Consider the following 22,974-nt stretch of genomic DNA (forward strand, 5'->3'; position numbering starts at 1 on the left):
AAGAAAAGAAGGTAACAGAATGTCGAAAAAACCGATTATCACCGCGGCCGAGGCCGCTCAATGGGTCAAAGACAGCGATACCGTTACCACGAGTGGATTTGTGGCCAGTTGTATGCCTGAGGCTTTGAGCAAGGCCCTAGAGCAGCGTTTCTTAGACACTGGGTCGCCGAAAAACTTGACGTTATTTTACGCCGCGGCTCAAGGAAACCGAGACGGCAGCGGCGCGGACCACTTCGCCCATGAGGGCATGACCAAGCGGGTCATCGGCGGACATTGGAACATGGTTCCCAACCTGGGCAAAATGGCCATCGAAAACAAGATCGAGGCCTATAACCTGCCGCAGGGCGTTCTGTCTCAGCTTTTCCGAGACATCGCGGGGCACAAGATCGGAACCATCACCCACGTGGGCCTGAACACTTTCGCCGACCCCCGCGTCGAAGGGGGAAAGCTCAACAGCATCACCAAAGAAGACATCGTTGAAGTCGTCACCCTTTGTGGACAGGAAAAATTGCTCTACAAACCCATCCCCGTGAATATCGCCTTTATCCGCGGCAGTTACGCGGACGAGAACGGTAACGTCACGGTGGAGCGGGAGGTTGCGTCATTAGAAGCCACGTCCATCGCTCAAGCCACCAAGAACAGCGGTGGTAAAGTCGTCGTTCAGGTGGAAAAAGTGGTAGCGGCTGGCGCGTTAGATCCTCGGCTTGTTAAGATTCCAGGGATTTACGTGGACGCAATCGTCGTTGCCGAAGACAAAGCGGATCATGCCCAGTGCGTCGGGTGCGAGTACGACGGCGCGATGAGCGGCGACTTCCGCGTACCCCTGAGCAGTTTGAAGTTCCCGCTGCTGGACGCCAAGAAAATCATCGGGCGCAGGGCGGCGATGGAGCTTACCGCCAACACCGTCGTCAACCTGGGTATCGGCATCCCAGAGTATATCTCCATGGTGGCCAACGAAGAGGGCATCGGGGATTACATGACGCTGACCGTGGAAGCGGGTCCCGTTGGGGGCATGCCCCAGGGCGGGCCGAAGTTCGGTGGCTCGGTGAACCCGGACGCCATTCTCGACCAGGCCGATCAGTTCGATTTTTATGATGGAGGAGGCGTGGATTTCGCCTTCTTGGGATTGGCTCAGGCCGACAAAGACGGCAACATCAACGTCAGCAAGTTTGGTCCGAGAATCGCGGGATGTGGCGGATTCGTCAATATCACCCAGAACGCCAAAAGGGTGTTTTTCTGCGGCACCTTCACGGCCGATGGTCTCAAAACCAAGGTGGCGGACGGCAAGCTCCTCATTACCCAGGAGGGCAAGGAGCGGAAATTCATCGACAAAGTGGAGCAAATTACCTTCAGCGGCGTGTATGCCGTTAAGACTCGTCAACCTGTTTTGTACATTACCGAGCGAGCGGTTTTTGAACTGCGAGCCGATGGAGTTTATCTCATCGAAGTGGCGCCGGGCATCGACGTGAAAACCCAGGTAACCGATCTCATGGGTTTTGTGCCGAAGATGGACGGGGCGGCTCCCAAACTGATGGACTCTCGTATTTTTACCGATGCGCTGATGGGCTTGAAAAAGTAACCCGTAATTGTTCAAGCTCAGGGGGGCAGAGCCCGTTCGGCCAAAAGCGGCCTCACTGATCCCCCTGAAACCCCCATCAAAAACCTTTGCTAGGTGTGAATCAAGCGGGGAAGGTATTTGAACAGTTACAAGTAACCCGGCCTGACAAGCTGGTTTTGAAAACTCTAAGGTCAACGTATAGTATATAGATAAGTGTCTATTCATCTTTATTTATATCGAACTCCTTCTTATTGACATCATGATAATAGCTTGTTATGCTTATTTCGTATCTTGAAAACTGAATATTCGTACCTTGAAAACTGAATATAAGAGGTTGTTCGGAGAAGTTCCGAACGTAAAATATTCAACGAAAACATCGATATTAAAACCGAAAACCAAGGTTATATCGATAATTAAAAAGAGTTTATCCTTTGGATAAACTTTGCGAGATTCAGCTTTTCCTTAGATCATATGGTCTTCGGAATACTATGCGAAACGTATCTGCTAGCTATGAGTAGGTATTAGTACGCTAAAAAATCGGTAAAGAAGGCCTCTAGATGAATACAGGGATTTTGATCCTTTTGTTGACTTTCGTCTTGTTTGGCGTCTTGGCGTTCAAACAGTTGAATGCGCTCATTTTGGCCCCCATCGTGACGATTTTCGTGTTGGTTTGTTTTGGTATGCCCATCTTAGGCAGCTTGAGCTGGCCAACATCCGCCATAAACGTAGAAGGTGCGGTGGAGGCGACGGAAGCGGGGAACGCCTCTTCGACGTTCTACTTCGGGGATGGCCTGATCGGCGCGTTCATGCCCAACGCCGCGAAGTACGTTACACAGTACTTCCTGGTATTCTTCGTATTCTTCGTAGGGGCGCTATTCGGAGCCGTGTATCAGTTCACCGGAGCAGCTAAGTCCATCGCAAAGTGGATGACCGGTATGTGCAGTGGTCATTTCGTGGCGGGCATCATCATGACGATCACCGGGGTTCTAACCTATGGCGGCATCAGCGGCTTCGTGGTGTTTTTCGTCATCTACCCTATCGCTCTTCACGTTTTTCGTGAAGCGGGCGTCAGCCGCCGCCTTATTCCCGGAGCCATTTCGGCGGGCACATGGACCTGGTCCATGTACGGCCCAGGTTCTCCGGCGATCCAAAACGTCATCCCCGTTACCAACCTGGGGACTACGCCCATGGCGGCGCCTATTCCCTCCGTCATTATCACGGTTCTCACTTACATGTTGATTTTTGGGTGGCTGGAATACCGTACCGCTTCTTTCAAGAAAAGGTGCTTCCCCTTCGAGGATGACGCCATTCGCGTGAAGCTCACCGAAGAAGAGCTTCGGAGCGAGGAGAAAGACGAAGACTTGCCCAACGTGTGGCTTTCTTTGTTTCCCATGGCGTTGATCCTGTTTCTTTTCAACGCTCCAATCTTCAAGAACGCTCAGGGTGTTCGCGCGGGCTTGCCGGTGGAAGTAGCTGTCTTCGCGGGAGTGGTCTTTGCCACAGCCACGATGTGGAAACGCGTCAACGACGGCATTAACGGCTGGGTTCGGGTGTTTAACAAAGGAGCGGCTGACAGTGGCGTGGCGATCCTCAACACGGCCATCGTCGTGGGCTTTGGCGGGGTGGTTCAGCAGACTCAGGGGTTCAAGGATCTGATCACCTGGCTTCAAAGCATCCAGATGGACCCGTTGTACTTCGTCTTCTTCACGGTGGCTGTGGCGGCCGGCGCCTGTGGCTCCGCGTCTGGCGGTTTGGGCGTTGCCTTCAACGCGTTGAAAAACACCTATATCGAAATGGGCGCTCAACTTCCTTATGTCCACCGTATCGCGGCCATCGCCTGGCACCCTGGACAGCCTTCCCCACCAGGGCGCACAGATCACCTTGTTGGGCATCTGCAAGTTGAACCACAGAGAGGGTTACTGGGACATCTTCATCACCCAAATTATCATCCCCATCATCGCGGGCGTCGTGTTTATTTGGCTGGGCCAGATAGGGCTGTAATTTGAAGTCATTATTATCTAAAGTCTGAAAGGCCATCGGGGTGAGATATTTCTAGTATCTTGCCCCGATATTATTTGATTTTTTGATTTAAGGGGGGTATCGTCGTGCAGGATAAAGTCGTGCGGGATAAAATAGAAACCCTTTCGACGCTGAAGGCCAAACTCACCGCCGGCGGTGGAGAAAAGAAGGTGGCAAAACAACATTCTCTCGGAAAAATGACGGCGCGGGAACGAATCGCGGCGTTGTTTGACGAAGGGAGTTTTGTGGAAATCGATACATTCGTGGAGCAGAGATGTGTTTATTTCGGCATGGATAAAATGGAGATTCCCGGAGAAGGAGTCATCACGGGTTACGGCACCGTTAATAACCGCCTGGTCTACGTTTTCGCGCAGGACTTCACGGTCATTGGGGGTACATTGGGAGAAATGCACGCGAGCAAGGTCTGCAAAATCCTCGACCTCGCGATAAAGGTTGGCGCTCCGGTGGTGGGTATCAACGATTCGGGAGGAGCCCGCATTCAAGAGGCAGTCGACGCGATGCGAGGGTACGGAGATATCTTTTACCGCAATACTATCGCGTCGGGCGTGGTGCCTCAGCTTTCGATCATCATGGGGCCCTGCGCGGGAGGGGCGACCTATTCCCCCGCGCTGACTGATTTCATTTTCATGGTGGACAAAATTTCAAATATGTTCATCACCGGCCCTCAGGTGATCAAAGCCGTCACCGGAGAAGACGTGACGGTGGAAACCCTTGGCGGGTCAATGACCCACAATGCTGTTTCAGGAGTGGCGCATTTTGTCTGTCCAAACGAGATAACGTGTCTGGCTGGAGTGCGTAAATTGCTCGGATTTCTTCCCTCAAGCAACAGAGAGCTTCCGCCGCTTCTCGAATGTTCGGACTCCTGCGACCGCCTTTGCTCCGAACTCGACACGATCCTTCCAGACTCCTCGAACCGGACGTATAATATGAAAAGCGTCATTATATCAGTGGTAGATTATCATGATTTCTTTGAAGTCCAACCCTATTACGCGCAAAATATCATTACCGGTTTCGCTCGTGTCGGTGGACAGGCGGTGGGTATCATCGCCAGTCAGCCGCAGGTCATGGCGGGGTGCATAGACATCAATGCCTCCGACAAATCTAGTCGTTTTATATCGATTTGCGACAGTTTCAACGTGCCTCTGCTGAGTTTTGTCGATGTTCCGGGCTTCATGCCGGGAACTAACCAGGAATATGGTGGCATCATCCGTCACGGAGCCAAGCTGCTTTACGCCTATTCCGAGGCGACCGTGCCCAAGGTGACCGTTATCGTTCGCAAGGCATACGGCGGAGCCTACATCGCGATGTGCTCGCGGCATTTGGGGGCAGATATGGTGTTGGCTTGGCCAACCGCTGAAATTGCGGTGATGGGGGCCGAGGGAGCGGCCAATATCATTTTCAAGAAAGAGATCGAATCGGCGGAAAATCCCGACGCGCTGCGAAAAGCCAAAATCGACGAGTACACCGCGGAGTTTTCCAACCCTTATCAAGCCGCCAAGCGCGGTTACATCGACGATGTCATCAATCCTTCCGAGACCCGAAAACGTGTCGCTTCGGCACTGAGAATGCTCATGGCAAAATGCGAGAGCCGCCCCGCCAAAAAGCACGGTAATTTCCCTGTCTGATGAAAAGAGTCTAATGAAAAGAGTCTGATGAAAAGAGAGGGATGCCTGGGAGTATTCGCGGATCGTATTTGTCACGGAAGACGCGAAAGAAGGCCTCAAGCGTTCCTCGAAAAGAGAAAGCCAAAGTTCAAGAAAAAATAAACACAAAACGTCCGGGTAGAGTAAATACTCTCCCGGATGTTGTTTTTCTTGGAAGTTGTGTGCTCGACGTCACTCTTTTAATTTAGCCTAATACGAGTCCGTTATTGTGGCGCCACGTGCTAACCATGTGAAATACCTAGAAAACTCTATCGGAGAAAGCATCGAAAAGAAACGTTTAATTGTGTCACGTGAAGGAATACCATAGGGCAAATGCAAAAATGTAGAAAATCATTTCTTTTTGCTCTCACCAGAGAATGCAATATCATTGAAACCATCAGCGCCGCAAATCACAGCGCACAAAGTAATAATTAAATGTCCATCTCAACCAGACGTTCCCTCAGCCGAAAATATCGTGCTTCCGGTCTTTGCCAATACTCTTCTTCTATACATCTATACATCGTCACTCCTGAAAATGGATTATTTACCGCCATCGTCTGCACGATTTCCATCCCCATATCCGTGTCCGCGAAATGGCAAACCACGAGCTGCGCAACCCGCAGTTTCGCGTTTTTTCACGCGTGGCGCATACGTCTCATCAACTCAACGCAACGACCGAACTACCTCAAGGGAGAGTTCGACATTCTCCGCGACAATTTCGGGAGGCGTTCCCTTATGTAGCATTCTTTTTGCTATTGCAATAGCCTTGTTGTATTCGCCTCTTGCTTCACCTATTACTTCGCCTTCTGCTTTGCCTTCTGCTCTGCCTTCTGCTTTGCCTTCTGCTTTGCCTTCCGCTTTGGCATCGTCGATTTCGGCCATTTTGTCCATCTCAGCCAGACGCTCCCTCAGCCGAAAATATCGTGCTTCCGGTCTTTGCCAATACTCTTGCTCTGTGCGTCGCAACTCCTGAAAAATTGGATCCTTTACCGCCATCGTCTGCATGATTTCCACCCCCATATCCGTGTCTGCGAAATACGCACCCCACACTCCAAGTCGGTCCTTTTCCGTTAAAGGTTCATCAGCTTTCACTTTCTTTAGAAGATTTTCCAGTATCGTCTCGAATTTCGGAAGCTCCACAAATGCAAGAACTTCATGCCGTGACAATATTTTTCCGGTTTTGGGGTTCATCAGCATAAAATCCCATATCGCTTGCGAGTCCTTGCTGAAAAGGTTAAACCCCGTCAACGAGATCGATATCGTCGGTTTCAGGTCGGAGTACCTCCCACCTTTTTCGAGCTGCCCGCTGAAATCTTGTGCCCAATAGAAGATCTCACGCTCGACGAAAGAAGAGTGTTTCCGCCTTTGCAGCTCAATAATTTGTTTGCGCCCATTCTCGTCTGTCGCGTGAATATCCAGGCGCGACAGCTTAAGTTCTTGGCCGCTTGGCGGGAGCTCCGAGTTCTCAATGGTAAGAGACACAATCCGTGGATGCTCCACAGAGACAAAGATGCAGTTGAGCAGATCCATCAGCAACGGCACGCGTACCCGACGACCCAGCAGAAATTTGAAAAATCTGTCATCCTGCCTGTCTACTGCATAGGGAAGTTTTCCCTCTTCCAAAAGACGAAACATCTCATCCCGCTCGGCGTCGGTAAGCCGCAGCAAAGGGTCCTGGTCCGTTTCCATTATCTCTCTCATGTCTTTACTCTCCTCAATCTCCTCACTAGACTTTCAAGTTTCGTTGTTTTCACTTTATCAAAGCACTTTTGAGATCGGCGTCGGTATTTGAGACTCATAATAGCGATACCCATGTGGATTTTATCATTGCTTGATTGACAAGAGGGAAAAACGTGGTATTATTCTTCCAATTTAACAATTTATAAACCGTTGACGTGGAAGTAAAGGTGCGACGTGCAGCTACAGAGAGCCGAACGAGGTGAGAGCCGGCGCAACGCAGCGCATTAGAATGGTCCGCTGAGGGCGCGGTCAAAGGGAGCGTAACACTTTCCCAAGTATTCTGCGACGTAACGCATACGTCAGTTGCGGGGAATATGATGGTATTCCGCAAGCGTTCAAGGTCTTTTTATCCGATTCTCACCTGGCAAGAGTTTTCGTTAGGGAGGTCTCGGGGAGGGCCAGTGAGGTTGTTTTTGGCCGATAAGCAGAAAGCCAGCGACGAAGGAGTTGTGCGAATCGTTTAGTTTCTTCATCTAGTTTCTTCATCAACGGCCTCCGCCCTCCTAAACTTGAACAAATACGGTATTCCTAAAAGAGCGCACAGGCGTATGCAGGCATATGTCTGTGAATCAAGGTGGCACCGCGGGAAATCGAGAAATCGAAGCCCGTCCTTGACAATATTTTGTCGAGGGTGGGCTTTTTTGCTGCCCTCGCGAAGGAGGAGTTTTTGTGATCAGACCAACGTTGGAGGAGGCAAGGAACCTATCGCAGGGCAACACGCTCGTGCCGATAGCGATGGAGCTTTTCGCGGACATCAAGACTCCGGTCGAGGTGTTCAGGACGCTCAAGGACAGGGGGCGTGAGGCCTACATCCTGGAGAGCGCGGCGAGCGGTGAGAGCTGGGGGCGCTACACGTTTCTGGGGAGTGCTCCGGTGCTGGAGGTATCGGGCAGGGAGGGCCGCGTGATCGTTAAATACCGCGGGGTCGAGGATATTCTTCCCGGAGACGCGCATTCGGCGCTCAAGGAGTTCGTCGGTTCGTACAGAAGCCCCCGCATCGCCTACATGCCGCCCTTTACCGGGGGATTCGTCGGATATTTCGCGTATGAGTACATCAGGCACACCGAGCCGACGCTCAAATTGACGGATTCGGATTCCGTGGGGTTCGACGATTTTCGCCTCATGCTCTTCGACCGAGTTATAGCGTTCGACAACTTCCGCCAGAAGATCATCCTCACCGTCAATATCCCGACGAACGAGCTTGAAAAGAGCTATATCGACGGTGTGGCCGCGCTGAAGGACATGGAGAACCTCGTCAAGTCGAACATCTCGGAACGCGTTCAGGAGAGTTCCGCATCGGCTCGCTTCACCACGTCATTCACCAAGGAGGCGTTTTGCGCCGCGGTGGAAAAGGCCAAACACCACATCCACGAGGGCGATATTTTCCAGTGCGTTCCCTCCATCCGCTTCAAGTCCCCTTACAGCGGCGACTTGCTTCAGCCCTATAGGATACTGAGGACGACGAATCCGTCGGCGTACATGTTCAACGTCTGTTTCAGCGACATGGAGGTCGCCGGAGCGTCTCCGGAGACGCTTGTGTCGCTGAAGAACGGCGTGATCAGCACGTACCCCCTCGCCGGGACATGCCGCCGCACCGACGACGACGAGGAAACCAAGACGCTCATCGAGGCGCTGACGCACGACGAGAAAGAGCTTGCCGAACATGACATGCTCGTGGACCTCGGACGTAACGATTTGGGCAAGATATGCCGCTTCGGAAGCGTGAGGGTTGACGAGTATCGGAGCGTAAAGAAGCTCAGTCACGTCTGTCACATAGCCTCAAGGGTGACGGGGGAGCTGAAGGAGGGGTACGAGGCCCTGGATGTGATGGCCGCGGTACTTCCCGCCGGAACTCTGTCGGGCGCGCCGAAGAAACGCGCCTGCGAGATAATCGACGACATCGAGGAGGAACGCCGCGGTGTCTATGGCGGAGCGCTAGGATACATTGATTTCGCTGGAAACATGGACTTGTGCATCGGCATCAGGATGGCGGTGCTGAAGGATGGATTTGTCTACGTCCAGGCCGGCGCGGGCGTTGTGGCGGACAGCGTGCCCGAACGGGAGTATGAGGAATGTCTGCGCAAAGCCAAGGCCATGATGGAAGCTATCAGAGAGGCCATGAAGGGAGGGTCGGGATATGATTCTGCTGATAGACAACTACGACAGCTTTACCTATAACCTGTACCAGCTCGCCGGGATGATCAACCCGGACATCATGACGGTCAAGAACGACGAACGGACCGTCGATGAAATTGCTCGTCTTGCTCCAAGCCACATTATTATCTCGCCCGGTCCCGGTAGGCCGCACGACGCCGGTGTATGCGAGGACGTGATCACGCGATTCGCCGCCGCCATACCGATACTGGGGGTATGCCTTGGCCACCAGGCCATATGCGAGGCGTTTGGCGCGGAAATAACGTATGCTTCTCGTTTGGTGCACGGAAAAGCAAGCGCTGTGCGAGTCGACGAGAGCGCGACGATATTCCGAGGCCTCCCCCCGGTGATAAAGGCTGCTCGCTACCACTCCCTCGTTGCCCGCAGGGATACGATTCCGAACGAGCTGGCGGTCATCGCCGAGGACGAGTTCGGGGAGGTGATGGGCGTCAGGCACCGGATCCACGGTGTATACGGCGTGCAGTTCCACCCGGAGTCCATCTTGACCCAAAACGGCGACGTGATCATGAAGAACTTCCTATTGATCGGATGCCGGTAATGCGTTGTATAGGTGAAGACATCAGCAAAAAACATAACATTCAATCCCTTCTACTTCGTAGTTTTATTAATTACATTGGTAAGGGATTGCATTATGGATATGCTATCACATTTAAATTGATGATATTTAAATTGATGACACTTAAATTGATGACACTGACGGTTCGTCTAGGAAAACCGTCAGTGGACAAGAGAGAATTCGCGAGATTCTCAAGAATTTCTATAATAATTGATGAGGCAGCCGTCTATCAGGATTTGGCGTTCAACGTCTGTCAAATTCCCGATCGTCAAATGGATTCTCACGATTTTTTCCCCGATGACGTAGGCCTTTATATCATCGGATTTTTCCGTCAACGCTTTTTTTATTCCGGGGAAAATGAGATAGTCGCCTAGCTTGAAACGCGTTGCGTCTTCGGTCAAGAAGGGGATAATACCCCAATTGATCAGGTTGGAGCGGTAACGTTTAGTCGCGTATTCCTTGGCTAGGTTGGCGGACGCGCCCAAAACTCTTTGGCACGAGGCAGCCTGCTCCCGTGCGGACCCGTCTCCGGGTTTGTTGGCGTATATCGCGCTGCCGATACTCATACGCTTTGGGTCCACGCCTTGGCAGCCCGGTATCGCCATGATTTTTCGGCAAATTTCGATGAACTCGGCCGAATTTGCTCCTTTGTCCCTTGTCTCTTCCATTGCGCGCGCGTTTTTCGCTCTCTCCACGTAACCGGCGTCTTTGCGGCTCAAGGTGAACTCGGCCAGGCGCAGAGGGTTCGAGCGATAAGATGAAGTCTCCCCGGAGGGAATTAACTCGTCCGTCGTCGTTACAGGATCCGTGATGTAAGACGCGATTTTGACCAGCAGATCATCGGCCAGCGAGGAGATTTTCGGCCAGTCTTTGATGTTGGGGCCGAACACCAGAGGAGAGTCGGGCAGGGGTTTCCCTGTTCCGTCATACACGCGTTTCATGTAAACGTTTCGGTCGAAAAAGAAGGAATGTCTTCCGTAACGGGTTTCCAGTTCGTCCGCCGCGGTCAGCCGTCCGCCGTTCATGGCGGTGGCGGCGATCGAGCGCGCGTCCATCAAGGCCACAGAGGCAATTTGCCCCTCTCCGGGCTTGGAACCCTCGCGATTCGGGAAATTGCGAGTCGTGTGGCGAATGGAAAACTCCCCGTTCGCCGGGGTATCTCCAGCGCCGAAACAGGGACCGCAAAAAGCCGAACGCACGATGACGCCAGCGCTCATGAGCTTCGCTATGGCACCGTTTCGGCTCAACTCCACATACGATGGCTGGCTATCGGGGTATAAGCTCATGGAAAAAGCGCCGTTGCCGATGGACGCGTCGCCCAGGGTGTCGACCACAGCCATGACGTTTTCGTAAATACCTCCGGAACATCCCGCCACAATGGCCTGATCGACGAAAATACCGCCGTTTTTGAACTTGCCTCGCAACTTGAAGTCGAGGGTTGAAATTCCTAAAATTTTCGCGCCATTCTCCTCGGCCTCAGCCAAAATCTCCGGCGCGTGTTTTTGGAGCTCACGTATAGTGTAGACGTTGCTTGGGTGGAAAGGCATCGCGATGCACGGTTCGATTTCGGAAAGATCCACGTGGATCATCCCGTCGTAATAAGCGACTCCGCGAGGCGCGAGTTCTTTGTAATCTTCCTCCCGTCCATGAGCTGTGAGATATTCGCAGACCTTGTCGTCCGTTTTCCAAATGGAACTCCAACAGGTTGTCTCAGTGGTCATGACGTCGATGCCGTTGCGGTAGTCCACCGACAGGTTCGCCACCCCGTCCCCCAGGAACTCCATCACCTTGTTTTTGACGTATCCATTCTCGAAAACCGCTTTGATAAGGGAGAGAGCCACGTCGTGGGGCCCCACCCCCCTCCGGGGCTTTCCGGTCAGGAAGACCCCCACAACTTCGGGGTACGGGAGGTCGTAAGTCTTGCCCAGCAACTGTTTGGCGAGTTCGCCCCCTCCTTCCCCCACGCCCATTGTGCCCAGGGCGCCGTAGCGGGTGTGGCTGTCCGAACCCAGAATCATCTTGCCGCAACCCGCCATCATCTCCCGGTTGTACGAGTGGATAATCGCCAGATGCGGAGGAACGTAAATTCCTCCGTATTTTTGAGCGGCCGAGAGCGCGAACATGTGATCGTCTTGGTTGATCGTCCCACCCACCGCGCAGAGGCTGTTATGACAATTCGTCATCACGAAGGGCAAAGGGAATTGCTCCATTCCACTGGCCCGCGCCGTCTGGATGATGCCGACGTAGGTGATATCATGGGAAGTGAGGGAGTCGAACCCGATTTCCAAATTTTTCTCGTTTTTCTCGTTTTTCCCGTTTTCCTTGTCGCCCTTATTGTGAGTGACTAGAATCGAATAGGTTATTGTGCCCTTTTTCGCCTCTTCACGGTTGAAAACCACTCCATTCACTTCATCTTTATCCACTCCATCAAGCGCGGATTGCGATTTTTCGATTTCTCTTTCCGGCAGGATATCGGAGCCGTTGACCACGTAGACACCTGTGTCGTAGAGTTTTATCATGATATGGATCACCTTATCCGTTCATAAAAGCGTTTATAAAAGCGTTTATAAAAGAAGAGAGACGACGAAACAGAACGCCGCCGCGAAAGACACGCTGGACGGGACAGCGACGAAAATGAGTTTCGGGAAAAGCGCCGCGCGCTCATCGTCTTTTGAGCAAGCTCCCAAAATCAAGCTGCCTCCTGAGGAAAACGGCGATATGGCGGACGATTGCGAGCCTATGACGATACACGTGAAAAGGATCATAGGTGAAATGCCGGTGGCTTGCGCGACGGCGGGAACCAGCGGGAATAAAGCGGGGCAGACCACGCCCAGGGTACTGCTGAAGAAGGACATGAAAGCGCCGATTACCCCAAAAGCGACGGGGATGAAAGTCACGGAAATATTCGAGCTGACCCAACTGGACAATAAGTTTATTGTACCGGCCTTTATGGCCACGGCGATCAACATGCCCACACCGCAAATCATGATCAGCGTCTCCCAAGGGATTTTTGCTATTACTTCCTTCTGTGGGGCCAATTTGAAAAGCAACGCGATCACCGCCATAACAAACGCGATTAGTCCCACATCGACTCTGGCGTTGAGAAAAGTTATCGTCGCGTTGTCCGGCGCTATGATATGGGCCAGGGGCGGGACCAGAATCAAGATGATCATAATGAACATCAAATACAAATTGAAGATCTGTTTTTTGTTGAATTTTTCGGGTTTATCCATGTCCTCGATGCGTGCCATATTCTTGCCGCCTCCGGATAAGAAGAAAAACCCGGCTATCAGCAACAGCGAAAAAATTATGGACGCGACGAACACCACGGCGGAATACCGAAACGAATCTGGAGTGTACCCGGCGTTATCCATCAACCCCCTGAAAACCACGCCGCTACCGCTGGTCATGAAGTTGGCGCCGCTCAAGGCCCCGCAATTCACGGCTATGGCTCCGATCAGCTTGCTCACCTTGAGTTTATCGCAGAGAATCAGCGCGATGGGCGCGGAGAAGGCCAAAACCGAGAAGAAACCGGCGCCCAAAGCGGCGATGAACGCGGCGGAGAAATAAATAATGAAGGGAAGCAGGTAAGGCGCTCGTCTGCAGGAATATAGGATACGCGCGGAAATTTTTTCCAGCGTGCCGTTGAGAAGGGCGAAATTATAAAACAGCGAGACCGCGAGGATGACGAAAAAGATACTCACGGGCCACATTCTCACAATCTCTCCAGGGCTCAGGTCGAGCACGAAGCACCCCAGCAGGTACGCGAACGCGATGGCGAAAATGCCCGTGTTGATTTTGGTGACATACCCCAGCGCTATGGCTGCCATGATCGCCGATATAATGTAAACACTTATCATGAGCAAGTTACCTCCTTCTTATGTGTATGTTCATTTCATATACTCAACAGCTTGGCGGGAATGTTTCTGCTCATCTCAAACAGTTGAGCGTCGTCTATTCCGTTATCCGAGAGGTACTGGAGGTACTCTTCCAAAGCCAATTCCCAGTGGGGGTTCTCCACTTGGCCGCCATCGGTGGAAATCAGGACATTTTTGTATCCCACTGTCCTGATGACCCGCAGGTTATCCTCCAGGTTGTTCTTATAAACGCCGCCGCCCATGGGCTGGGCGTAACATCTTTCGAGGTACACACCGTAATCTTTCGTGATTTTGATCTGATCTTCGAGAGACATGCCGACGATGTGAAACTCCGGATGAGTGACGACGATTTTATTGATGCCCATGTTCTTGGCCGCCTCGACTACCGTGAAAATTTCCTTTGGGGCCAGGTGCGCGGTGCCCAGCGCCACATCATAATCCTTGATGATACGCAGTATCTCCCTTAGAGGCTCGACGATCTTACCATCGGAAACGCACTCTATACCTCCGCTGTTTCCGTCTTTTCCGTCCTTGACGAGCTGGTTGACTGCGTGAGTGGTGGGCAGCCACACCACCTTCGCCCCCATTTTCAAGGCGGTTTCCACTGCCACGGGGTTGAGACCACCCACGGCTTTGTTGAGTGTGATGCTGCCAAACATCGTGAAGTTGTTGCTGCCTTTGTGGAGAATTTTATTGAACTCATTGACAAGAAAAGCCCTGTTCATGGTGGTTCCATGGTGCGATTTGATAACCACCGCTCTTGCCTTGACTTTGACCGCGGCGTTCATCAGCTCGATGTCCGTATACGCCCTCTTTCGAATATCCGGTGCCGAATGCACGTGCATATCAATGATGCCTTCAAGCGATATTTTCCTCATCCTTACTCACCTTTCCCATCTCATTTTTCTCAGAAACATGTCCGATATTCGGTATACGCATGCCCCCCATCGGCGTTTCTTTTTCGCTCCCACCTTTCAAATCCCACCTTTCAAAATAGTTTGCCTGTCCTCGCTCGCAACTGCGGTTACATCAGCGACGCGGCGGCTAAAAACGCTTTTAACTAGGCCTCCAGGTGCTTCTTCATTAGTTGTGCGGCTGTCTCCGCGTCCTTTGCGATAACGCGAGCAAGCACATCGCGAGCAAGCACATATGGAAGTTTTTTGGGTATTCTCCAACCATCGATTCATCATCGTTGTGTTCTTCCTAGACTTTTTACTTCAACATTCGCAAAGTGTACACATCCACAAGCTCTATAATATTACTCATTAAAAAATATTCAAGCAAGATCTTAAGTCCGTACATTTCTATAATGTCTTTTGCGGAAAACCTAACCACCACTTCAGGATAGAAGCATACAAATTAAAGGATTGGCGTATGATCGAGCCGAGCAAGAGCGATTTCTGTAAAATGTGAATTTATTTCAATGCCAATATAGTGCCGACCGAGCTTTTTTGCTGCGACGCAAGTAGTGCCTGAGCCGGCAAACGGGTCTATAACGACACCTTCTGCTGGAGTAACCAAAGCTACAAGGCATTCCATTAGCTTTAGCGGCTTCTGTGCTTCATGTAACCCACGATCATCTTTTTCAGCGGCAATTCGCAACACATTTGAGCATGTGGTAGAAGAGGCAAACATATTGTCGTTATAAATCTTCAAGGCATTTTCATTCCATGCGCCTACGCTGTTATTAAGTATGTTGTCCACTATGGTACCCCCCGTTCTGTATGGCTTTTGAAACCAAAGAATAGGCTCAAACAAGGGTCGTAAATTCGCAACACGCCACCCTTCCCAATTTTCGGCGGAAACGGCGTCGCCTCTTCTCTTGAATATTTCGGATACTCTTTGCGCCCTGTGAGGTGCAGACGCTTTCTCCCACGCTAACATATCCTTAAATGTGAATCCGCAATCTTCTAATGCGACAGTGCATCTGTGAGCGTATCTTCGACCAGCAAAGATAAAACACGTTCCGCCTGGTTTGAGTATGCGAAGCCAGTCTTTTGCCCATTGAGAACACCATTCCTGATACTCTATCGGTATTTTCTTGTCGGCTTCACTCCACCCATTAAGCGGTTTACCGCGACGCTTAAACAGTCCACCGGACTTTGTTTGAGCGATTGAAGAGCCCCCTAATGCCATGTTGGTGTTATTATGAAGCACATCCCAATCATCATAGCAAATACCGTAGGGTATATCCGATATTATAGCGTGTGCATAATTATCGGGAATCGTTTTGACTATATCGATTGAATTTCCTGTAACGACAGTATCAATCACAACGAATCCCCCTTATGTATTGCGCAATTTGCCGAATTTTTTCGTCAATTTTTTTGCCTTTATTAGTTCATCAATGGCTTGTTCTCGGGAATATGTTCGTATTTCGGCTATTTGCTCTTCCCAATATAGTAATTATTTCCTTAATCGTTGTGATCAAACCGAGCTGATTTTCCTACCTTTATTTCACCGCCCGGCCGTGTTGTCATAGCAGATGAATTTCTTTTATGATTTTCAACGTATCCCCGAAAAGTTTGCATAACTATCACCTCCATTTTTTCTTTTGATTTTATCACCTACCGTATTCAGATTTACTCCTCTTATGAGAAGCTGAAAGATCGAATCATAACACATGTCGTACCGGCGGAAGTTTTCAAGCTCAGCTTATTTCACTAATCGCCGCGCAAGGTTTTTACATGTTATACATCTTATCAAGTTATCAAGGCAGTGACGATTTATCCAGATTTTTATGTATACTAGCCAAGTAAGCGGAAAGATCGGGCTTTGGGCATTCCAAGAACAAGGGCAGCCGTCCGCGGTCAACAGAAAGACCCTTTTTCAGGCCCTCCTAGAGGCGCGGCAAACCTACGGGCGTAAACGCGTCGTCGTTGTGGACGCGTCCCGTAAAACGGCCAATTATGATCAATTGATCGCAGTCTCGATGGTTTTAAGGAAATTTTTTGTGTCTAAGACGCAAAAAAACGAGTGTGTGGGGATCTTGCTGCCGGGCAGTATCGCAACGGTGGCGCTTTTTCTGTGGCTCTCGCGTTGGGGGCGTGTTCCCGCCATGCTGAACTACACGGCAGGTGTGAAGAACATCCGGGCTTGTTGCGCGGCGGTCCGCGTCAAAACCATCGTGACATCGAGGCGTTTCGTCGAGACTGGAATAATATTGGCTCTCAGGCGATACAAGATATCGCGCAACGTATTGACAGAGCGTATAAACTGTTCTTCAGCAATCTGAAACGCGGGGTTAAAACGCCCCTTCCGAGTTTCAAAAAGGAGAAGACATAAGACCGGTTTCAGTCGGCTGTCTTTGTCGATCTTACAATCCCATGACTTTAGTCGTGGGAGTATGTCAAATGAAAGAACAGGGCTATGTGGAAGTCTCCATCCCTAAGAAAATTCTCTTCGTTCCTAGAATCCCTCTATGTTCCTAGAATCTCTCTATGTTCCTAAAATCCCTCTATTAGTTTCGGGAAAGACGGATTACCTGGAGATAACGGAACTGGCTGAAAAGGCGTGAAGAACTGTACAAGCTAAAAAATCCAAAGTGGCATTTCAGGAATATCATTCAATATAGCACTTTACCTTAATAAATTTTTATGCCAGTTACTCAGGGTTTGAAATGTTCCTTTGACATACGTAGGCTTTGCGATTCAAATATGCCTTTTTCCTCATAAAAATGAGGGCGCGTCACTTGCCTAGATGCTTACATGAGCGTATGATTAGTAATCAGATTTTCTGTTATTTTCTATTATGGAGGAGGTTGGTTATGGAGCCATTGGTATTGGACATGGTTCATTTTTCGGAGGTTAAGCAACGGAATCCGCAAAATGTGTACGCGCAATCTAGTGCGATGTCTTTTGAGGAACTGTTGTCTTCGTCAATGAAGCAGGTCAACGACCTTCAAGTAGAGTCGGACAACATGGTTCGCAAACTGGCGACGGGGGATGTGGAGGATATTTCCGAGGTCGTTCTGGCTTCTTCCCGGGCGGAGATCGCTTTAAAGATGTGCATGGAGTTGCGCAACAAGCTACTAGACGCTTACCAACAATTGTCTAGAATGTCGGCCTGATCCTCGGTCCGCGTAGAAAATTATGGAGAACTTGAAACAGTTACTGTCCAGGTTCTTTTTCTTTTGGGCGGGGCTGAAAACGTGGCAAAAGGCTTCTTTGTTTGGAGCCGCTTTTGTTGTAGTGAGCTTGCTCGGAATGATGATATTCTGGGCAGGTCGGACTACTTATGTACCGCTATTTTCGGGATTGGAGATAACGGATCAATCCGCCATCGTGGCTTATCTCCGAGACAACAAGATCCCCTACCGTTTGGAGTCCGCGGCTAACGCCATCCTTCTTCCCAGAGACCAGGTCGATGATACGCGCCTTTCTCTGGCGCAAGAGGGGCTTCCCAAGGGAGGGGGTGTGGGTTTCGAGATTTTCGATCAATCCAAAATGGGCATGAGCGAATTTCAACAGAGAGTCAGTTACGTCCGAGCGTTGGAGGGGGAGTTACAACGTACCATCGGCCGGATGGATGTTGTGGACTCCGCGATAGTCAACCTCGTCCTTCCTAAACAACAACTGTTTCTCGAACAACAACAGCCCTCCACAGCTTCCGTGTTGGTGCGCCTGAGGCCAGGAACCCAATTGGGGCTAAGCCAGATCAAGGCTATCCTCCACTTGGTGTCGAGAAGCGTGGACGGACTGCAGCCCGAAAACGTGACGTTGGCGGATACGACGGGCCGGATCCTGTCGGATATGGTGGCGGACGAGATGATTCTTTATTCGCCAGACGGGAGCAACACCATCACCTCGGTTCAAAGGGAACTGGAGCGTCAACGCGAAAAAGAACTGGCTCTCAACGCCCGTTTGATATTGGAACGTGCCTTTGGTCCGGGACGCGTTGTGGTGAGCGTGAAAGTGGATCTCGACTTTGACAAGAAGACCAGCACTTCCAAAGTATTTTTTCCCGACGGAGAGACGAGACGAGGAATTCCGCTCAGCGTGCAACAAACAGAGGAAAGCTACTTGGGGCGGCAACAGCCTCCTGGTGGGCAGCCTGGAACTACTTCCAACATTCCTGGCTACGCCGTCAATACGCAAGCCATGGATAATGAATATAATAAAACGGAGACCACAACCAACTATCAAACCAGCACACAGGAAAGCGTCGAGACTGTGACCCCTGGAGGGATCAAACGTTTGACAGCAGCGGTTCTCTTGGACGGAAATCTGGACGAGGCTGAGCTTGCGATGTGGAGGGAACTTACCGCCTCCGCCATCGGTTTCAACGAGGCGCGAGGTGACAGAGTTATTGTCAGGTCGAGGGAGTTCGACAAGACTTGGAGCGATGATTTGCTGGCGGAACTCCGGAAAGAGAGGATGTGGCGTCTGATCGTGGCGTCCATTGTCGCTCTCACGGTGATTACATGTGCGGGTCTGACGGGTTATTGGTGGTGGCGCAGGCGTAAAGCGCGTTTGGCGTTAGATTCGATTCAAAAGGAGAGCAAACACGTGCCCACAATTCAGGAAATGCTGATGTCTCCAGATTTGCTCGCGTTCCAAGGAGAAATGGCTGTTTTGGAAGAGCAATTGAAGGCCTACGCTAGGAACAACCCCTCCGAGGTCGCGAATCTTGTCAACGAGTGGATTTCATTGGAGGCTTAACCTATTGAAAGATGTGGATACCTTGTTTTTTACGTGTTCTTTAATGTTAGTTTGCTCGATGTATGATAAAGGAGTCCTTCTATGGCGAAAACTTCCAGATTGAGCAGTGTGGCCAGTAATGTCTCCAATAGAGAAAAGATTGCGGTTCTCATGGTGGCTTTGGGAAATGATATCGCCGCTGAAGTATACAAGTTGCTCGACGATACGGCCATTGAGCTGATCACTCTCGAAATCGCCAATTTAAGAAAAATCACCTCCGATTTGAAACTGGAGGTCATGAAAGAAGCCCAGGAAGTTTTGATGGCGCGCGAGTTTATGGCTCGCGGAGGCGTGGAGTACGCACGAGACGTTTTGGAGCGCGCATTAGGGCCGGAACGAGCTCAGAATTTGCTCACCCGAATCACGGCCAGTTTGCAGGTCCGGCCGTTCGATTTTATGCGTCACACGGATCCACAGCAGGTACTAGGCTTTATTCAAGGGGAACACCCCCAGACGATAGCGCTGATTTTGTCCTACCTGGACGCTAGTCAGGCGTCTTTGATCATCAGCGGCCTCCCCGCCGTAATGCAGGCCGAAGTTGCCAAGCGCATCGCCAAGATGGACCGGATCACTCCTGAGGTTTTGCGGGAGGTAGAACGGGTTTTGGAACGTAAATTGAGTACAGTTATGGGCCAGGATTTTACCCTGGCGGGAGGCATCGACGCGGTGGTTGCCCTCATCAACAGCGCGGATCGTACCACAGAACGCAACATCATGGAATACCTGGAGGAAAACGATCCCGAACTGGCGGAGGAGATCAAGAAACGCCTCTTTGTGTTCGAGGACATTATTCGCTTGGACGACCGCTCGTTGCAGCGAGTGCTGCGCGAAGTGGACATGAAAGAATTGGGATTGGCTCTCAAGGGCGCTACGGAAGAACTACGCATGAAATTTTTCAAGAACATGTCGAAAAGGGCGGCGGAAATGCTCCAAGAGGACATGGAATACATGGGCCCGGTGCGTGTCAAGGACGTGGAGGAGTCACAGCAGAAGGTCGTCAACGTGGTCCGGTCTCTGGAAGAGGCTGGAGAGATCATTATAGCGACTGGAGGAGAGGACGAGTTAGTTGTCTAGGTTGCGCCAGGGAGTTTTACGTGCCGTTCGCCTTCTACCGGACATTGTAAAAATAGGCGCCGAGCTTGAGACTGCTCTTCCTTCCGACCAGAAGGAAGAGCAGATTTCAATTGGAAAGCCTCCCGCCCAAAAAACGACGGAGTCCGTTTCGGGAAATATCGAGCGAACATCCCCCGAAATTTCTCACGAGGGCATGCGCGCCTCCGCTTCTTCGAAGTCCGAAACAAAAAACAAAGAAAAAAGTAAGGAAAAAAATAAAGAAAAAAAAGAGACCCAAAACGAGAGTGACGCCGCCGACCCCTACAAAAAATTGAAGGACCGAATCGCGGAACTCGAAACGCAGTTGAAAAGCGCTAATGCCGAAAAACAGAACCTTTCCAGCAAAATTACCTCACTGGAAACGGATGTGGCGGGAATCAAGGCTACTTTCGCTCAAAAAGAACGAGAGCTGGCCGCAAACGTTGAGGCCGCGAAGGAACAAGCCCGAACCGAGGGGCGCGCGCAAGGACATGAAGAAGGCTTGAAAAGCGGATACGATACGGGTTTGGGAAAAGCCCGCGCGGAGATCGAAAAGCAGTATCGAGAGAAATTTTCGAAGCTCGTGACGGCGCTGGAGGGAATCTCTGCCCATTTGGAGAAAAATTTCGCCGAACTAGTCTCCTTGAACGAGCCGCGGATGCTTCGACTTTGGCAGGGGATGTTGTCTAGGATGTTGCGCCATGAGACAAACCTTTCCCCTGAAGGAATCTTGAGCGTTCTATCGGATATTTTGTCACGTTTGAGCGACAAGAACCATATTCTGATCTATGTCTCCCCTGAGGACATGGCGCTGTTAGAAGACAGATTGGAAGGAGAATTTGGAGACGTTTTGAGGGGCGCGAAACACTTGGAGCTGAAGCCGGACGCCAGCGTCGATAAGGGCAGTTGCCTTGTGGAGACGAACCTGGGGGTTTACGACGCCCGTTGGCGTACCCAGCTCGGACAGATCGACTCAGCTGTCGAGAACCTCTTCCAACAATTAGGGAGAATACCAGCGGACGCAAACACGCCAAACGCGGCGAACACTCCGGAGGTCGCCAATGAGTAACCGTTCAAACCCTTTTCGTCCGACTCTCACCTGGCAAAGGTTTTTGCTGGGGGCTCTCGGGGGGGCCAGTGAGGCCGCTTTTGGCCGAATGGGCTCTGCCCCCCTGAGCTTGAACAATTACGTCAATGAGTAGGGTCGATTTATTTTCGGTGCTGGAGTCGGATTTAGAACAGCTCCAGTTGATTCGGATTAACGGTCGTGTGACGCAAGTCGTGGGTCTGGTGGCAGAGTCTCAAGGGCCGGACGTGCGGGTGGGAGACTTGTGTAGGATCTCCTTTCGGAATGCCGCCAACGGCCTGGACGCGGCGGTCGTTGGGTTTCGAGAAAACCGGGTGCTCTTGATGCCCCTAGGTGATCTGAGGGAAGTGGGGCCCGGTTGCGATGTGATGTCCACGGACCGGCCCTTGGGTGTCGCCGTGGGAAACGCTTTGCTGGGACGCATTCTAGACGGATTGGGCAATCCCATGGACGACAAGGGACCTGTGGTGGCGACAGATTTTTACCCTCTACACGCAACACCCCCTCATCCCTTACGCCGGCAGATGGTCGAAAGCCCTCTTTCCGTGGGTGTGAAGGTAATTGACGGGCTTTTAACTCTGGGCACGGGTCAGCGCATCGGCATATTCGCCGGCTCCGGAGTGGGTAAAAGCACACTCCTGGGTATGATGGCCCGCTATACCACCGCCGATATCAACGTGATCTCTTTAGTAGGAGAGCGGGGACGCGAGGTGCGAGAATTCATCGAGCGGGATCTGGGCAAGGAGGGGCTGAAGCGGTCCGTCATCGTCATCGCCACGTCGGATCAGCCGCCCTTGATCCGTTTGAAGGCCTCCTTGACGGCGACGGCTATCGCAGAGTTTTTTCGGGACGCCGGTAAAAACGTCCTTCTGATGATGGATTCCGTGACGCGTGTGGCCCGCGCTCAGCGGGAAGTGGGCCTGGCCATCGGCGAGCCCCCAGCCACGCGGGGCTATACCCCGTCGGTCTTCGAGTTTTTGCCTCAACTTCTGGAAAGGGCCGGAGCGGGAGAGCGCGGCAGCATTACCGGCATATACACGGTGTTGGTGGAGGGGGATGACATGAATGAGCCCGTGGCGGACACCGTGCGAGGTGTCTTGGATGGTCACATCGTCCTGTCTAGAAGGATAGCGGCCCGTAATTTCTACCCTTCCGTCAGCATTCTGGAAAGCGTCAGCCGCGTCATGCCGGCCATCGTCTCCCAGGAACACTTGGCGGCCGCCGGCCGCGTGCGAGACCTCATGGCTACCTACGCGGAGTCAGAGGACCTGATCAACATCGGAGCTTATAAGGCGGGGGCTAACCCTCGCGTGGACTGGGCCTTGAAGCATTTGGATGCCGTTCGCGAGTTTTTGGCGCAAAAAGTTGGGGAGTCTTCTTCTTTTGAGGAAACCGTCAATCAGCTCCTCGCCCTGGCGCTGGAAAGTTGAAAAAATAAAGTGAAAATATCGAAAAAAATATTGAAAAAATAAAGTGAAAATAGCGTAGACATAAGGAGGTTTTGAC

The 22,974-nt window shown here is 51.5% G+C and carries 16 protein-coding genes and 1 pseudogene; 12 read left to right on the forward strand and 5 right to left on the reverse strand.

Going from position 1 to position 22,974, the window contains the following annotated elements; translation table 11 throughout:
* Positions 1 to 19 precede the first annotated feature (19 nt).
* The 3 genes from LBJ36_07845 to LBJ36_07855 all read left to right on the forward strand — a co-directional run bounded on the left by LBJ36_07845 (position 20) and on the right by LBJ36_07855 (position 5,223).
* The gene (locus LBJ36_07845; GenBank protein ID MDR1378950.1) at positions 20 to 1,579 is read left to right on the forward strand and encodes a 3-oxoacid CoA-transferase; all 1,560 of its coding nucleotides are present in this window, start codon (positions 20 to 22) and stop codon (positions 1,577 to 1,579) included.
* Positions 1,580 to 2,115: 536 nt separating this feature from the next.
* Complete coding sequence (locus LBJ36_07850) at positions 2,116 to 3,564, forward strand: hypothetical protein (protein ID MDR1378951.1); 1,449 nt, start codon at positions 2,116 to 2,118, stop codon at positions 3,562 to 3,564.
* Between the two features lie 114 nt (positions 3,565 to 3,678).
* Positions 3,679 to 5,223, forward strand: a complete 1,545-nt coding sequence (locus tag LBJ36_07855) for a methylmalonyl-CoA carboxyltransferase (protein ID MDR1378952.1) — start codon at positions 3,679 to 3,681, stop codon at positions 5,221 to 5,223.
* Between the two features lie 681 nt (positions 5,224 to 5,904).
* Here the strand turns inward: LBJ36_07855 and LBJ36_07860 are convergent.
* The gene (locus tag LBJ36_07860) at positions 5,905 to 6,942 is read right to left on the reverse strand and encodes an Rpn family recombination-promoting nuclease/putative transposase (GenBank protein MDR1378953.1); all 1,038 of its coding nucleotides are present in this window, start codon (positions 6,940 to 6,942) and stop codon (positions 5,905 to 5,907) included.
* 774 nt (positions 6,943 to 7,716) lie between these two features.
* Here LBJ36_07860 and LBJ36_07865 point away from each other — a divergent pair.
* Both LBJ36_07865 and LBJ36_07870 read left to right on the forward strand, forming a co-directional pair.
* On the forward strand, positions 7,717 to 9,159 hold the full coding sequence (locus LBJ36_07865; protein ID MDR1378954.1) for an anthranilate synthase component I family protein: 1,443 nt from the start codon (positions 7,717 to 7,719) through the stop codon (positions 9,157 to 9,159).
* Positions 9,119 to 9,694 (forward strand): aminodeoxychorismate/anthranilate synthase component II, encoded by a 576-nt coding sequence (locus LBJ36_07870; GenBank protein MDR1378955.1) that lies wholly within the window; start codon positions 9,119 to 9,121, stop codon positions 9,692 to 9,694. Before LBJ36_07865 ends, LBJ36_07870 begins: the two co-directional genes overlap by 41 nt.
* Positions 9,695 to 9,903: 209 nt before the next feature.
* Here the strand turns inward: LBJ36_07870 and LBJ36_07875 are convergent, their stop codons facing one another.
* The 4 genes and pseudogenes from LBJ36_07875 to LBJ36_07890 form a co-directional block, all read right to left on the reverse strand.
* A complete protein-coding gene (locus tag LBJ36_07875; GenBank protein MDR1378956.1) occupies positions 9,904 to 12,231 on the reverse strand; it encodes a hydratase in 2,328 nt (775 codons plus the stop codon).
* 45 nt (positions 12,232 to 12,276) lie between these two features.
* The gene (locus LBJ36_07880) at positions 12,277 to 13,572 is read right to left on the reverse strand and encodes an SLC13 family permease (protein MDR1378957.1); all 1,296 of its coding nucleotides are present in this window, start codon (positions 13,570 to 13,572) and stop codon (positions 12,277 to 12,279) included.
* Between the two features lie 35 nt (positions 13,573 to 13,607).
* Complete coding sequence (locus tag LBJ36_07885; protein MDR1378958.1) at positions 13,608 to 14,468, reverse strand: DUF6282 family protein; 861 nt, start codon at positions 14,466 to 14,468, stop codon at positions 13,608 to 13,610.
* Positions 14,469 to 15,006: 538 nt separating this feature from the next.
* A pseudogene (locus LBJ36_07890) lies at positions 15,007 to 15,864 on the reverse strand (site-specific DNA-methyltransferase).
* A 466-nt stretch (positions 15,865 to 16,330) separates the two neighbouring features.
* Between LBJ36_07890 and LBJ36_07895 the strand changes: the two are divergent.
* From LBJ36_07895 to fliI, 7 genes are all read left to right on the forward strand, one after another.
* Positions 16,331 to 16,825: a hypothetical protein gene (locus LBJ36_07895; protein ID MDR1378959.1), complete on the forward strand. Its 495-nt coding sequence runs from the start codon at positions 16,331 to 16,333 to the stop codon at positions 16,823 to 16,825.
* A 531-nt stretch (positions 16,826 to 17,356) separates the two neighbouring features.
* Entirely contained in the window at positions 17,357 to 17,659 is a 303-nt protein-coding gene (gene fliE / locus LBJ36_07900; GenBank protein ID MDR1378960.1) for a flagellar hook-basal body complex protein FliE, read from the forward strand.
* A gap of 22 nt (positions 17,660 to 17,681) precedes the next feature.
* Positions 17,682 to 19,250: a flagellar M-ring protein FliF gene (gene fliF / locus LBJ36_07905; protein ID MDR1378961.1), complete on the forward strand. Its 1,569-nt coding sequence runs from the start codon at positions 17,682 to 17,684 to the stop codon at positions 19,248 to 19,250.
* A gap of 81 nt (positions 19,251 to 19,331) precedes the next feature.
* The gene (gene fliG, locus LBJ36_07910) at positions 19,332 to 20,363 is read left to right on the forward strand and encodes a flagellar motor switch protein FliG (protein ID MDR1378962.1); all 1,032 of its coding nucleotides are present in this window, start codon (positions 19,332 to 19,334) and stop codon (positions 20,361 to 20,363) included.
* A complete protein-coding gene (locus LBJ36_07915; GenBank protein MDR1378963.1) occupies positions 20,356 to 21,450 on the forward strand; it encodes a hypothetical protein in 1,095 nt (364 codons plus the stop codon). Before fliG ends, LBJ36_07915 begins: the two co-directional genes overlap by 8 nt.
* Positions 21,443 to 21,583, forward strand: coding sequence for a hypothetical protein (locus LBJ36_07920; GenBank protein ID MDR1378964.1), 141 nt, complete (start codon positions 21,443 to 21,445; stop codon positions 21,581 to 21,583). Before LBJ36_07915 ends, LBJ36_07920 begins: the two co-directional genes overlap by 8 nt.
* Positions 21,576 to 22,898 (forward strand): flagellar protein export ATPase FliI, encoded by a 1,323-nt coding sequence (fliI, locus tag LBJ36_07925; GenBank protein ID MDR1378965.1) that lies wholly within the window; start codon positions 21,576 to 21,578, stop codon positions 22,896 to 22,898. Before LBJ36_07920 ends, fliI begins: the two co-directional genes overlap by 8 nt.
* Positions 22,899 to 22,974: the final 76 nt, after the last annotated feature.

This window comes from Synergistaceae bacterium (assembly GCA_031267575.1).
GTDB lineage: Bacteria > Synergistota > Synergistia > Synergistales > Aminobacteriaceae > JAIRYN01.

Excerpts from the sequence above, each read along its gene's own strand:
- LBJ36_07920 (MDR1378964.1), top strand. The coding sequence starts at position 21,443 with ATGAGTAACCGTTCAAACCCTTTTCGTCCGACTCTCACCTGGCAAAGG.
- LBJ36_07845 (MDR1378950.1), top strand. The coding sequence starts at position 20 with ATGTCGAAAAAACCGATTATCACCGCGGCCGAGGCCGCTCAATGGGTC.
- LBJ36_07865 (MDR1378954.1), top strand. The coding sequence starts at position 7,717 with ATGGAGCTTTTCGCGGACATCAAGACTCCGGTCGAGGTGTTCAGGACG.
- LBJ36_07875 (MDR1378956.1), bottom strand. The coding sequence starts at position 12,231 with ATGATAAAACTCTACGACACAGGTGTCTACGTGGTCAACGGCTCCGAT.
- fliI (MDR1378965.1), top strand. The coding sequence starts at position 21,576 with ATGAGTAGGGTCGATTTATTTTCGGTGCTGGAGTCGGATTTAGAACAG.
- LBJ36_07895 (MDR1378959.1), top strand. The coding sequence starts at position 16,331 with ATGTATACTAGCCAAGTAAGCGGAAAGATCGGGCTTTGGGCATTCCAA.
- LBJ36_07880 (MDR1378957.1), bottom strand. The coding sequence starts at position 13,572 with ATGATAAGTGTTTACATTATATCGGCGATCATGGCAGCCATAGCGCTG.
- LBJ36_07850 (MDR1378951.1), top strand. The coding sequence starts at position 2,116 with ATGAATACAGGGATTTTGATCCTTTTGTTGACTTTCGTCTTGTTTGGC.
- LBJ36_07870 (MDR1378955.1), top strand. The coding sequence starts at position 9,119 with ATGATTCTGCTGATAGACAACTACGACAGCTTTACCTATAACCTGTAC.
- fliG (MDR1378962.1), top strand. The coding sequence starts at position 19,332 with ATGGCGAAAACTTCCAGATTGAGCAGTGTGGCCAGTAATGTCTCCAAT.
- fliF (MDR1378961.1), top strand. The coding sequence starts at position 17,682 with ATGGAGAACTTGAAACAGTTACTGTCCAGGTTCTTTTTCTTTTGGGCG.
- LBJ36_07860 (MDR1378953.1), bottom strand. The coding sequence starts at position 6,942 with ATGAGAGAGATAATGGAAACGGACCAGGACCCTTTGCTGCGGCTTACC.
- LBJ36_07885 (MDR1378958.1), bottom strand. The coding sequence starts at position 14,468 with ATGAGGAAAATATCGCTTGAAGGCATCATTGATATGCACGTGCATTCG.
- fliE (MDR1378960.1), top strand. The coding sequence starts at position 17,357 with ATGGAGCCATTGGTATTGGACATGGTTCATTTTTCGGAGGTTAAGCAA.